Source organism: Aureimonas altamirensis (assembly GCF_023702225.1).
Classification (GTDB): domain Bacteria; phylum Pseudomonadota; class Alphaproteobacteria; order Rhizobiales; family Rhizobiaceae; genus Aureimonas; species Aureimonas altamirensis_B.
This window is the reverse complement of the sequence record NZ_JAMQCO010000001.1, coordinates 72,721-85,522: the sequence shown is the minus strand read 5'-3', so window position 1 is coordinate 85,522 and position 12,802 is coordinate 72,721. Positions and strand designations below refer to the sequence as shown.

Annotated in this window: 11 protein-coding genes; 3 read left to right on the top strand and 8 right to left on the bottom strand. The window is 65.3% G+C overall.

Translation table 11 applies throughout. From position 1 onward, the window contains the following. Window positions 1-4 precede the first annotated feature (4 nt). From NDN16_RS00380 to NDN16_RS00355, 6 genes are all read right to left on the bottom strand, one after another. Window positions 5-2,473: a TonB-dependent siderophore receptor gene (locus NDN16_RS00380; protein WP_251111641.1), complete on the bottom strand. Its 2,469-nt coding sequence runs from the start codon at window positions 2,471-2,473 to the stop codon at window positions 5-7. A gap of 123 nt (window positions 2,474-2,596) precedes the next feature. Continuing rightward, window positions 2,597-3,523, bottom strand: a complete 927-nt coding sequence (locus tag NDN16_RS00375; RefSeq protein WP_251111640.1) for a FecR family protein — start codon at window positions 3,521-3,523, stop codon at window positions 2,597-2,599. A 4-nt stretch (window positions 3,524-3,527) separates the two neighbouring features. Next, window positions 3,528-4,040: an RNA polymerase sigma factor gene (locus tag NDN16_RS00370; protein ID WP_251111639.1), complete on the bottom strand. Its 513-nt coding sequence runs from the start codon at window positions 4,038-4,040 to the stop codon at window positions 3,528-3,530. Between the two features lie 66 nt (window positions 4,041-4,106). Next, window positions 4,107-5,423 carry an ATP-binding protein gene (locus tag NDN16_RS00365; protein WP_251112067.1) on the bottom strand — a complete coding sequence of 439 codons (1,317 nt, stop codon included), beginning with the start codon at window positions 5,421-5,423 and terminating at the stop codon, window positions 4,107-4,109. 119 nt (window positions 5,424-5,542) lie between these two features. After that, window positions 5,543-6,268 (bottom strand): response regulator, encoded by a 726-nt coding sequence (locus NDN16_RS00360; RefSeq protein ID WP_251111638.1) that lies wholly within the window; start codon window positions 6,266-6,268, stop codon window positions 5,543-5,545. Continuing rightward, window positions 6,265-6,801 carry a MarR family winged helix-turn-helix transcriptional regulator gene (locus NDN16_RS00355; protein ID WP_435301026.1) on the bottom strand — a complete coding sequence of 179 codons (537 nt, stop codon included), beginning with the start codon at window positions 6,799-6,801 and terminating at the stop codon, window positions 6,265-6,267. Before NDN16_RS00355 ends, NDN16_RS00360 begins: the two co-directional genes overlap by 4 nt. A 218-nt stretch (window positions 6,802-7,019) precedes the next feature. Here NDN16_RS00355 and NDN16_RS00350 point away from each other — a divergent pair, with 218 nt between their 5' ends. Both NDN16_RS00350 and NDN16_RS00345 read left to right on the top strand, forming a co-directional pair. Further along, complete coding sequence (locus NDN16_RS00350; protein WP_435301035.1) at window positions 7,020-7,946, top strand: branched-chain amino acid aminotransferase; 927 nt, start codon at window positions 7,020-7,022, stop codon at window positions 7,944-7,946. Between the two features lie 131 nt (window positions 7,947-8,077). Beyond that, entirely contained in the window at window positions 8,078-8,722 is a 645-nt protein-coding gene (locus NDN16_RS00345) for an MBL fold metallo-hydrolase (RefSeq protein WP_251111636.1), read from the top strand. A gap of 73 nt (window positions 8,723-8,795) precedes the next feature. Here NDN16_RS00345 and NDN16_RS00340 read toward each other — a convergent pair whose 3' ends face one another. Then, a complete protein-coding gene (locus NDN16_RS00340; protein WP_251111635.1) occupies window positions 8,796-9,011 on the bottom strand; it encodes a cold-shock protein in 216 nt (71 codons plus the stop codon). 509 nt (window positions 9,012-9,520) lie between these two features. Here NDN16_RS00340 and NDN16_RS00335 point away from each other — a divergent pair. Further along, the gene (locus tag NDN16_RS00335) at window positions 9,521-9,889 is read left to right on the top strand and encodes a hypothetical protein (RefSeq protein ID WP_251111634.1); all 369 of its coding nucleotides are present in this window, start codon (window positions 9,521-9,523) and stop codon (window positions 9,887-9,889) included. Window positions 9,890-9,920: 31 nt separating this feature from the next. Here the strand turns inward: NDN16_RS00335 and uvrB are convergent, their stop codons facing one another. Further along, window positions 9,921-12,752, bottom strand: coding sequence for an excinuclease ABC subunit UvrB (gene uvrB, locus NDN16_RS00330; protein WP_251112065.1), 2,832 nt, complete (start codon window positions 12,750-12,752; stop codon window positions 9,921-9,923). Between the last annotated feature and the right edge of the window lie 50 nt (window positions 12,753-12,802).

Here is a 12,802-nt window from a genome sequence, read left to right as displayed (position 1 = left end):
GCCGTCAGAACCGCTTGGTCATCGAGAGCGCGAAAGTCCGGCCCCGGCCCTTGTAATCGAAGGCTTCCGCGTCGGCGAGGCTGGAGTAGAATATCTGCGCCCGCTGGCCCCACAGCGTGGTGTAATCCTTGTCGAAGAGGTTGAGGATGCCGAAATTGAGCGTCATGTCGTAATCGGCGAACTCATAGGCGCCCGTCAGGTCGAACAGGGTGTAGCCATCCAGTTCGTTGCTCTGGTCGTCCGAGAGATCGAATAAATGCTGGCCGTCGAGGCGCAGCGACAGGGCCTCCTTGCGCCATCCGACATGGCCGCCCACCTTGGAAGGACTGGCGTAGGTGACTGCATCCTTGACCCAGTGTCCGTCGCTCTTGGTTTCGTTGCGGGTATAATGGCCGTTGAGGCCCAGTTCGAAACTGTAGGGAAGTTGCGCGGTCACCTCGGCTTCGATGCCGTAGACCCTCCGGTCCTGATCGACCAGCTCGACCAGGAATGTCTGCCGATTGTAGGTTATGGTCTTGTCGGACAGCGAGTAGTAGGCGGCGACATTGGCGGACAGGAAGCCGTCACTGTAGCGGTAGCCGAGTTCGAAACTGTTGGTCTGCACTTCCTGCAGGGCGGAGTCGGCGACCGTAACCCCGTTCAGCAGGCGGTAGTGTCGCCCGACCAGCCGATAGGAGCCCTGGCCGTAATATTTGGCCGGGTCCGGCAATTCGAACCCTTGCGAGAAATTGCCGTAGACCTGGCTTGCATCGGTGATCTGGAAGGCGGCGCCGGCATTGAACAGGTTGGCGTCGTAATCGACCGACCCGCCGGGGACGGCGTCGGCGGAATCCGCCTGGCCGAGCGCGATCGCCACCTGCTGGTTCGAGGCGACGAAATCGCCCACCTTGGTATCCACATACTGGTAGCGCCAGCCGCCGTTCAGCGTCAGCCGGTCCGTGGCCTTGTAGCTGGCCTGGGCGAAGCCCGAAAGCGTGGATACTTCGATTTTGGGATAGCGGCCCACCACGTCCGTTTCCTGCAGCACCATGCCGCCGCTGGAGTTGGCGATGGCGGTGTCGAAAATCGTGTTGCGCGAGGTGAAGACATCCTTGTCTCCGTCGACGCCGTAGGTCAGCGTCAAGCCGTCCAGCGGTTCGGCGATCATCGCGCCCTTGAAGCCGTAGAAGTCCGTGTCCTGGCTGGAGCCCGAGACATAGCTGCCATAGGGGAACGGATTGAAGTCGAGCTCCTCGGAGCGATAGAAGCCCTGCAGCAACAGCTTCTGGCCCAGGATGTCGTCATGGGTGTAGGTGCCGTTCAGCATCTTGCGGCGGGATGCCGGGTCGAGATCCGAGCGATACCCGAAGCGCGCCTCGATCAGGTCCGGCCGGCCCCGCAGGCCGGCGAAATTCTGGCCGAAGTAGAGGCCCGTCCGGCTGTTCTGGGTCGAGTCGTAATATTGCGCGGTCAGTTCCGCGCGCTGGTTCTCGTCGATCTGGACGCCGACATTGCCGAACAGGTCGGTCAGCCGGTTGTACTGGGTCGACGTCTGGGTGATGTCGGGGATCAGCAACTGCCCTGCGCCATCGTAATAGGCGCCCGTCTTTCCGCCGGTCGCCGATATGCGCATGTCGACGCTGTCGTTCCGCCATGTGACGGCGCCCGATGCCTTGCCGTCGAGGTCGTCCTTGCCGCGAAATCCGGTTTCGGCCCCGCCTGCGACCTCGCCATGCAGGCCGTATCCGGCGTCCTTGCCCTTGCGGGTGATGATGTTGATGATGCCGCCCGTGGCGTTGCCGCCATAGATTGCCGAGGCGCCGGACAGAACCTCGATGCGGGCGATGTTGAACGGGTCGATGGCATCGAATTGCCGGCTCACCGAGCGCGCCGAGTTGAGCGAGATGCCGTCGATCAGCACCAGCGCCCCCCGGCCGCGAAGATTCTGTCCGAAATTGGTGCGTGTACCGCGGCTGGACGCATCGAGGCTGGGAATCTCCATTCCCAGGATTTGCTGCAGGTTCATGCCGGATCGGCTGAGCGTGGCGATCTTTTCGCCGTCCACGACATAGATGGTCCGCGCCGTCTCGCTGATCTGCTGCGGCGTCCTGGTGCCGGTTACCACGATGGCGTCGAGCGCCACGGCCCCGCCTTCCGCCGGCTGTTCCGACGATGCCGACGGCCCGTCGACGGGGCGGATGGTGACCGTTCCGTCCGAGGTGAACTCGTAGGTCAGCGCCGTTCCGGACAGGAGGGCGTCGAGCGCCTGTGCATCGGTCATCGCGCCGCTCGCGCCGGATGTCGTCCGGCCAGCCGCGATCTCGGAGGCGAACAGCAGCCGCAGGCCGCTTTCGCGGGCGAACTGCGTCAGTGCACTGCCCAGCGGCTGCGCCGCGATCCGGTAATCACGCTCCTGCGCCCCGGCCGTCTGAATCGCCAGCATCACCATCAGGCCGGCCGCCGTCAGGCGCAGGCTTATCTTGTCGAAAGACATCGATTTACGTCCCCAGTCACATGGCCCATGCATCCCCACGCATGGGCTCTCGAAACAAGGACGAAACGGCCGCCCCGATCCTGCAGTCCGTCGGACGATTTTTTTTGCGCACCGGCAAGCGGATCAGTAGATGACCGTCGCGAAGGGCAGGTCGACGACCTTGACGGGGAGCGTCTCGGTCATGGCCGTCAGTACCTTGTCCGTATCGTCGAGGTCGAAGGCGCCTGTCAGCCGCAAGTGGCCCACGCTGGAGCCGGCGATGAACAGGGGGCGGCGCCGATAGCGCGCGATGGCCTCCACGATGTCGGACAGCGGCCGTTCCGAAAAGACGAGACGGCCGGTCTGCCAGGCCTCGGCCTCTTCCAGATCGGCTGGGCGCGGCGGCGTCCGGCCGGTATCGGCCCCGAAGAGGATCTGCTGCCCCGCCGTCAGTTGCGCAGGGCGATCGGGCGCTTGTCTTATCTCGACGGTTCCACCCAGCACCGTCACCGCGACGCCGCTGCGGCGCATGTCCACGTCGAAGCGCGTTCCGAGCGCGACGATCTCACCGCCGCCCGCCGAAACCCGAAAGGGGCGGGCCGGGTCGTGGGCCACGTCGAAGATCGCCTGCCCGCTCTCCAGAAGGACGAGGCGGGCATCGGGACGAAAATCCACCGAGGCGCGGGACGCGGCGTTGAGCGACAGCGAACTGCCGTCTTCAAGGCGGAAGCTGCGGCGCTCGCCCGTGGCCGTGGCCAGTTGCATGCCGCTGTCCGCGGCCGGCCTCGAAACGTAGGCGGCGGCAAGGCCGGCAAGGCCGACCGCGCCCAGGCCCAGCAGCGCACGCCGATCGACGGTGGCTGAAGGCGGCTTGTGGCCCGCGGCGATGCCCACGCCATGCCACAGGCCTTCGGCTTGCGTGGCGGCTTCCTCATGCCTGGGATCCTCGGCACGCCAGCGCAGGAAGGCGCCCATGTCTTCCTGCGTCGCGCTGCCGGAATTCAGGCGGACCACCCAGGCGATGGCTTCGTCGCTGAGCTTCAGGTCCTCGTCGGTGCGGCTGGGCGGCATGCGGCTACACCCTGTCGCAGGCGTCGCGGCAACGGCAAAGCGCCTGCACCAGATATTTCGCCACCATGCTTTCCGATACGCCGAGGCGCGCGGCGATCCTGGCATGCGTCCAGCCGTGGCATCGCGCCAGAAGCAGCGCCGTACGCGGCCTGGCCGGCATCGCGGCCAGTGCGCGTGCCAGAGCGTCGAGCGACTGCTTGTCGATGAGGCGGGTTTCGGCCGAAGGCGCCGGGTCCGCCACGGCATCGAGCGCGTCGTCGTCCGAAGTCGCCCTTTCGGTGTGACGCCGCTCGCGACGCACGAGGTCGATGGCGATATTGGCGGCGATGCGCAATATCATCGCCTGCCGGTCCTTCACGGCCGCGCCACCCATGTCGCACAGCCGCATATAGGTTTCCTGCATGGCGTCTTCGGCAAGGTCCCGGCTGCCCACGCGGCGCTGCAGCCGGCGGGTCAGGCTGTGCCAATGCGTCAGATAGTCGGCCAGAAGCTCGTCGGCGATGGCGCGCGTCGCCATGATTGTCCCCGGAATGTCCCTCGGGAAAAGCTGATTGCATAGATCCACTTTAACTGCAATCGCCGCTCACGCCGGAATGCGGATCATGGCGCGCAGTCCGCCCAGGGCCGACTCCGACAGGAGGATGTCGCCTCCGTGGCTGCGGGCGATATCGCGTGCGATGGCAAGGCCCAGGCCGGTTCCTCCATCGTCGATGTTGCGCGCCGTATCCAGGCGGACGAACGGCTTGAAGGCTTCCTCGCGATCGTCCGGGGCGATGCCGGGCCCGTCGTCTTCCACGGTCACCGTCAGCCAGCGGCCCTCGTGCCGGGCGGTGACTTCCACATGGGCGGCATGGCGCAAAGCGTTGGCGACCAGGTTGCCGATGGCCCTTGTGAAACTGTCCGGCCGCACCAGGATCGTCGGATCGCCCTCGATGGTGGCGGTGAGGCTTCGGCCTTTCATGGCGGCTTCCGTTTCGAAGCGGGCGAGGATCGATTCGAGATCGAGGACGCCGACCTCCTCGCCTGCCTCGCCGCGTGCGAAGGCAAGGTAGCCTTCCAGCATGCGCTGCATCTCGTCCACGTCGCGCTCCAACTCGCGGCGATCCTCGCCATCGGCGAAGAAGGTGAGCTGCAGGCGGAACCGGGTGAGCACGGTCCGAAGGTCGTGGCTGACGCCGTTCAGCATCTGGGTGCGCTGCTCGATCTGCCGTTCGATGCGGTCGCGCATCTGGATGAAGGCCAGTGCCGCCTTGCGCACCTCCGAGGCGCCCCGCAGACGGAAGTCCGGCGGCAGCGGCTGCCCGCGCCCGAAGCCTTCCGCCGCCGAGGCGAGCTGCTGGATCGGCCGGATCTGGTTGCGCAGGAACAGGACGGCGATCAGGATGAGCACCAGCGAGGTGCCGACCATCCAGACGATGAAGATATGGGTGTTCGACGCATAGGCCGAGTTGCGCCGGGCGAAGACGCGCAGCATGTGGTTTTCAAGCTGGATGCGGATTTCCACCAGGCGCGAGTCGCCGACCGTGTCGATCCAGAAGGGGCGGCCGATCTGCGCGGTGATCTCTTCCGACAGGACTGCGTCCAGAATGTTGAAGAACGGCTTCGGCGCCGGGGCGGGCAGCGGCTCGGGCGGCAGCACCAGGATGTTGAGATCGAGGTTGTCGCGTGCGATGCGCGTGATCTCTGCGAAATCGGGATCCTGCGGGAAGGTTTCGATGACGTCGATGACGGCGGCGATGTCCTGCACGACCGCGGCGGACAGCCGCTGCGTGACCGTTGCCCAATGGCGCTCCATGAAGACGGAGGCAACCACGGCCTGCAGCAGGACCATCGGTGCGATGATGATGATGAGCGACCGGGCATAGAGGCCCTTCGGGGTGCGCCGCGACAGCCATCGCATTCCCGGCAGGTCGCGCAGGCGCGGAAGCCGTCTCGGCCGGCGCGGCATTCGCCATCGGGCGGGCAGGGTCAGGCGCCCGGTCGGCAGGAGGCGCTTGAGGGCCGGGAAGGAACGCAGGTTCAATCGACGTTCAGCCGGTAGCCGATGCCGCGCACGGTCTGCAGCCAGAGCGGATTTGCCGGATCGCTTTCGATCTTGCGCCGCAGCCTGTTGATCTGCACGTCGACGGTGCGCTCGCCCACCTCGCCTTCGCCGCCCAGCAACTCATGGCGCTGGACGGTTTCGCCGGCATTGGCGGCAAACTGAGCCATGATCTCCTGTTCCCGGTCGGTAAGCCGGATCAGGTCGGCGCCGCGCTTCAATTCGCGCCGCGACAGGGAAAAGGTGAAGGGCCCGAAGCGCACGTGCTCCACCTTGTGGATCTGCGGAGGCGCACCGCGGCGCAGGATGTTGTTGACGCGCAGCAGCAGCTCGCGCGGGTCGAAGGGCTTCGGCAGGTAGTCGTCCGCCCCGGCTTCCAGCCCGTTGATCCGCTCTTCCGTCTCGGAGAGGGCCGTCAGCATCAGGATGGGGGTCTCGCGGGTCGAGGAGAAGCTTCGGACCAGATCCAGCCCGCTTTCGCCGGGCATCATCACGTCCACCACCAGCAGGTCGAAATCGAGCCCGCCCAGTATGCGACGGGCCTCGGCGGCATCCGCGGCCACCGAGACCCGGAACCCGTGCTCCGAGAGAAATCGCGACAGAAGGCCGCGGATGCGCCTGTCGTCGTCGATGACCAGGATATGCGGGGCATCGTCGTCGGGCTTGCGGCCGTCGACCGGGACGGCGGGCTGGACCTGGCTCATCGACGTTCATCCTCCACGATACCCTGCCGCGCGAACCATTCGCGCGTCGCTTCGCCGTCCTGACCCATCAGCCGCAGAAAGCGGTGTATGGAGTCGGAATGGCGCTGCCCGGTGCCGGCCATCGCCGCATCGATGCGCCGCACCTGTGCCCGCGACAGTTCCAGCGTCAGCTTCCTGCCGCGTGCCGTCGGATACAGGAGCCGCTGGCGACGGTCGTCGTCGCCGGGCAGGATGGCGATGAAACCCTCCTCCACGAGTTGGCGCAAGACCCGGGACAGGGACTGCTTGGTGATCTGCAGGAGTTCCAGGATTTCGGCGATGGTCATGCCCGGCGCACGATTCACGAAATGAAGGATGCGGTGATGCGCCCGGCCGAAGCCGTATTCCGCCAGAAGTTCATCGGCATCGGCCGTGAACTCGCGATAGGCGAAGAAGAACAGCTCGATGAGCCGGAAGTCGACCGAGCCGGTCGTGGGAAGCGCTTCCCGCTCGATGTCGTTCGGGTCGGCGGGAGGGGCCGTCAGGTCAAGCAAGGGGAAATCCGTAAAAATAGGTCAGCATTGTTGACGTATCCTGACGTTATTGTTACACGCAACATCGCAACGTGGAAACACTCGTCATGCCGGTCGAACCCCGATAAGGTCGGCCCGGGGACTGCGTCCCCGGGAGGCATGAGCCGCCGTTCCGCGGCTGCTATGATATGGCGCATTGCCACGCGGCAAACCGGATATCCTCTTTGCCAGACAATGCAATGGACAGGAAAGGCCGCCCGCAGGGCGAGGGGAGAAAAATGAGCGTTCCATTCGATCAAATGGACGGACAGATCTGGTTCAATGGCGAATTCGTCGACTGGAAGGATGCCAAGGTCCACGTGCTGACGCATGGCCTGCACTATGCCAGCGCCGTATTCGAGGGCGAGCGCGCCTATGGCGGCGAAATCTTCAAGCTGCGCGAGCATACGGAGCGGCTGATCGAATCGGGCCGCATCCTCGGCTTCACCGTGCCTTACGGCGCGGACGAGATCGACGCTGCCTGCAACGAGCTTCTGCGCCGCCAGGGATTTACCGATGCCTATGTCCGTCCCATCGCCTGGCGCGGGTCGGAATCCATGGGCGTCGCCGCCCAGAAGAACCGCATCAACGTCGCCATCGCGATCTGGCAGTGGCCGAGCTACTTCGACCCGGAGCAGCGCATGAAGGGCATCCGGCTCGACATCGCCGAGTATCGCCGGCCCGACCCGCGCACGGCGCCGTCCAGGTCCAAGGCGGCCGGCCTGTACATGATCTGCACGATCTCCAAGCATGCGGCCGAGGCCAAGGGCTATGCCGATGCCCTCATGCTGGACTGGCGGGGGCAGGTCGCAGAGGCGACCGGCGCCAACATCTTCTTCGTCAGGGACGGCGTCGTGCACACGCCGACGCCGGATTGCTTCCTGGACGGCATCACGCGCCGGACGGTCATCGATCTGGCCCGGCGTCGCGGGCTCGAGGTCCAGGTGCGGGCGATCCAGCCCGAGGAACTGGAAGGCTTCAGCGAGGCGTTCCTGTGCGGTACCGCCGCCGAGGTGACGCCGGTGGCGGAGATCGGGCCCTATCGCTTCACCCCGGCCGCGATCACCCGTCAGCTTGTGGAGGATTACATGGCCGAAGTGCAGCCCAAGCGGCTCGCCGCCGAATAGGGGCGAGGTTGCGGTACGGGCCAGGGTCTGGTTTGTAGCTGCAAAGGCCGAATGAAGAGCGGGGTGGCCATCGGCCGCCCCGTTTCCATGTTCAGCGCCCTGTGCCTGCTGCCCCGCGGAGACTATGCGACATGACCAGACTTGCTGCCGAGATCGTCCCCGTTACGCCGTTCCAGCAGAATTGCTGCATCCTCTTCGACGTGGAGGACAAGCGCGGCGTGGTCGTGGATCCGGGCGGCGATGTGGAGGAGATCGCGGCTGCGATCGACAGGATCGGCGTCTCGATCGAAGCGATCTGGCTGACGCATGGCCATATCGACCATGCCGGCGGGGCAATGGAGCTGAAGGAGCGCCTAGCGGGCGTCGAGATCGTCGGCCCGCACCGCGCCGACGAATTCCTGATGCAGCGGATCGAGGATCAGGCCACGATGTTCGGCGTGGGGGCCGGATACCGCAACGCAACTCCGGATCGCTGGCTGGCGGATGGCGACGAACTGGCCATCGGTCGGCATCGGTTCGATGTCATCCACGCGCCCGGCCATTCGCCGGGGCATGTCGTCTTCTTTCAGCCTCAGGCGAAGTTCCTGCATGCGGGCGACGTCATCTTCGCCGGCTCGATCGGCCGAACCGATCTTCCGGGCGGCGACCATGCGACCCTTATCGACACCATCCGCACGCGGATCCTGCCTTTGGGTGACGATGTCGGCTTCATCTGCGGTCACGGCCCCGGCGGGCGCCTGGGGCAGGAACGGCTGACCAACCCGTTCATCCGCTGATCGGGCTGTAGAGCGCGTGCGTCCGTTCGGACGCACGCACTTTTGATGCTCTGGCGCGACGATGTGGCGAGCGTCAGTCCTGCGCCTGCAGGTTGACGGCCTTCGGGCCCTTTCCGCGCTTGTCCGGCTCCATGTCGTAGGAAACCTTCTGGTTTTCCACGAGGCCGGGCAGGCCGGAAGCCTGAACGGCGGAAATATGGACGAAGATGTCCGCGCCGCCGTTGTCAGGCTTGATGAAGCCGAAGCCCTTTTCGGTGTTGAAGAATTTGACCGTGCCGGTCTGAGCCATGCTGGAACCCTTTTCCTAAGGTTTTCGTGTCGCCCTTGCGGGCATGGCAGGCAAGTCTTGATGCGAGGAAAAGGAACCGATACATCGCAGACCACAGAAGCGGGCCACCCGGGGAATGCGCCCCCGATACGCAATTCGTCCATTACCCGTGTTCGCGAAATTGCCCGAACGTTACTTTTGTGAATGCCAATCAAGGACTTTGCAAGCAAAAGTTTTGTGCAACGCTGATGAAAAGAGTGCAGATCAACTGCCTCGACTGATCTGCTCCGCAAATGTCCGTAAGACGAACTAATCTGCGCGGGGCCCTGTTTTCCAGAAGCCTCAACCGGCGATGCGAATGCACGAACCAGGCGGGACAGGACACTGTGCGGAAAATAATCCTTGGTTGAAGTCGTTGGTCGGGAAAGGAAAGGGGCCCTTGCCCTTTTCCCGTCGATTCCAAGCGCCAGATTGAGGGCATCCCAAGCGGGCGTCATGTCCGCGACCAGATGAGTCAAGGAGTTTGGACGATGAGACGTCTCGTTGCCGCAGCGTGTGCCACAATGATCCTCGGTTCGGCCGTTGCGGCCCAGGCACAGGCGCCGGCCATGCAGGATGACGGCGCGACGATGCAGATGCAGGCCCCATCGGCCGGCACGCCGCCGGTCAACAACGTGCTGGGCACCGGCGCCCTGCCGGGCGTCGGCATGGGCAGTTCGGCAGCCCCGGACACGTCGGGCATTTCCGGGCCGGGCGGCCTGCAGAACGGCGTCGGCGCCCAGGGCGTGGCCGCACCGAGCCTGTCCGGCTCGGCCGTCACGAACGACGGATCGGTTCCGGGAACCGGCCGGTCCGGGTTCGGCATTCCGCTCGACCCGCAGCCGGCGAACGCAAACTGACGTCTGCGTAACGCACGGCGGATCCCGCCGTCTACCGTCCCGGCCGGCCAGTCTTGCCGGGGCGGCGTTTGCGGCGCTTTTCGTCGCCCGGATCCTCGTAGGACCCCGCGCCAATCCGTTCTCGCCGCACCGGGCGCGCATCGTCCGCTTCCGGCCTTGCCGGTGCCGGCCCTCCCATCGGCTTCTCGGTCCGGCCGACCGTCATCTCGTCCAGCGTGTTCTTGCGGAAGAGAGAGCCAGCCGGCTCCCCGCGCGGTGCCAGGGGCTCGCCCCGCGGGCCGAAGCGCGGATTTGCCGGCGCCTTGGATTTGCCGCGCCGCTTGCTGCCGTCGGCTTCCGCGATATCGCGCGCCAAGGGATCGTCGGCGATGGCCAGTTCCGTCGCCTGCAGGCGCTTGATCTCATCGCGCAGCCGCGCGGCCCGCTCGAAGTCCAGATCGGCCGCCGCGTCCCGCATCTCCTTTTCCAGATGTTCGAGATGGCTCTTGAGGTTGGAGCCGACCAGCGCGCCCTCGCGGGCGTTCGGCCCGGTATCGACCCGGACGTGATCCTTCTCGTAGTAGGAGTCGAGGATGTCCGCGATCTTGGCCTTCACGCTTTCCGGGGTGATGCCGTTGGCCTCGTTGTAGGCTTCCTGCTTCTCGCGCCGGCGATTGGTTTCGGCGATCGCGCGTTCCATCGAACCGGTCATGGTGTCGGCATAGAGGATGACGCGCCCATCGACGTTGCGCGCAGCGCGGCCGATGGTCTGGATCAGCGACGTTTCGGACCGTAGGAACCCTTCCTTGTCGGCATCCAGGATGGCGACGAGGCCGCATTCCGGGATATCGAGTCCCTCACGCAGCAGGTTGATGCCCACAAGCACGTCGAATGTGCCCAGCCGCAGATCGCGGATGATTTCGATCCGCTCCAGCGTATCGATGTCCGAATGCATGTAGCGGACACGGATTCCCTGCTCGTGCAGGTATTCCGTCAGGTCCTCGGCCATGCGCTTGGTGAGCACGGTGCAGAGAACCCGGTACCCCTTGTCCACCGTTTCGCGGATTTCTCCGATCAGGTCGTCCACCTGGCTGCGCGCCGGGCGGATTTCCACGGGCGGATCGGTCAGGCCCGTGGGGCGGATCACCTGTTCGGCGAAGACGCCGCCCGACTGCTCCAGTTCCCATGTGCTGGGGGTCGCCGATACCGCTACGGTCTGCGGCCGCATGGCGTTCCACTCTTCGAAGCGGAGCGGCCGGTTGTCCATGCAGGACGGCAGGCGGAAGCCGTATTCCGCAAGCGTCGCCTTGCGCCGGAAGTCGCCGCGGTACATCGCGCCGATCTGCGGCACGGTGACATGGCTTTCATCGATGAAGACGAGGGCGTTGTCCGGCAAATATTCGAACAGCGTCGGCGGCGGATGGCCAGGCTGCCGCCCCGTCAGATAGCGCGAGTAGTTCTCGATGCCGTTGCAGGATCCCGTCGCCTCGATCATCTCGACATCGTAATTGACGCGCTGCTCCAGCCGCTGCGCCTCCAGCAACCGGCCGGCGCGGTTCAACTCCACCAGCCGATGGCGCAACTCCTCCTTGATCGACTTGACCGCCTGCTGCAGCGTCGGGCGCGGCGTCACATAGTGCGAGTTGGCGTAGATCTTCACGCTCTTGAGGTCGTCGGTCTTGCTGCCCGTCAGGGGATCGAACTCGGCGATGCTCTCGATCTCGTCTCCGAACAGGGAGATGCGCCAGGCGCGATCCTCGAGGTGGGCGGGGAAGATCTCGATCGTGTCGCCCCGCACGCGGAACGAGCCGCGCTGGAAGTCCATGTCCCGTCGCTTGTATTGCTGCGCCACGAGATCGGCCAGGAGCTGGCGCTGGTCCAGCCGGTCTCCCACCGCCATCTGGAAGGTCATGGCCGTGTAGGTCTCGACCGAGCCGATACCGTAGATGCACGAAACGGACGCCACGATGATGACGTCATCCCGCTCGAGAAGCGCCCGGGTCGCCGCGTGGCGCATCCGGTCGATCTGCTCGTTGATGGAGCTTTCCTTCTCGATATAGGTGTCCGACCGTGGCACATAGGCCTCGGGCTGGTAGTAGTCGTAATAGGAAACGAAATACTCCACGGCGTTATCCGGGAAGAAGTTCTTGAACTCGCCGTACAACTGCGCGGCCAACGTCTTGTTGGGCGCCAGGATGAGGGCGGGACGCTGCGTGCGCTCGATCACGTTTGCGACGGTGAAGGTCTTGCCCGAGCCCGTCACGCCCAGCAGGACCTGTGTCTGCTCCCTGTCGGCGATGCCGGAGACGAGATCCGCGATGGCCTGTGGCTGGTCGCCCTTCGGCGTGTAGTCGGAAGCGATACGGAAATTGTGTCCGCCCTCCGACTTCTCCGGTCGGTGCGGCCGGTGCGGCACCCAGATTTCGCCGTTCTTCAACAGCGGGTTGCCTTCGGAGATCAGCCTGGTCAGCGCCTCGACCGTGGCCGTGACGCCGCTTTCCGGCAGGGCCGACGCTTCCTCCAGGCTGACGTCCATCCCGGCCACGGGATTCAACCCGGCGCGGGCCCGCGCCTTCGGGTCCGCCGTGCCGCCCATCGACGTGCCGCGCGCCGTGCGACCGGGATTGGCCTTGACGTCGGTCTTTTTGCCCTTGCCGCTCTTCGCCGTCCCCCTGGAGGGTTTGTCGGCGGCTTTCTCGGCCGTCTCCTCCAACTGGCCGGCTATGGCGTCGGCCCAGCCGGAAACCGGTCCGTCATAGGGTGTCGCATCAAAGTTTGCCTGCGGGGCCTCCCGCATGCCGCCCGGCTTGTTCAGCGGCTCGGATGCATCCGAAAAATCGAGAGTCGGCGAGCGCCGCGGCGAGGGTTTCTTGGAGTCGGCCATGGCGGGAATATGGGCTGTTGCCATGGTCGTGAAAAGGCCCGCGGCGATCT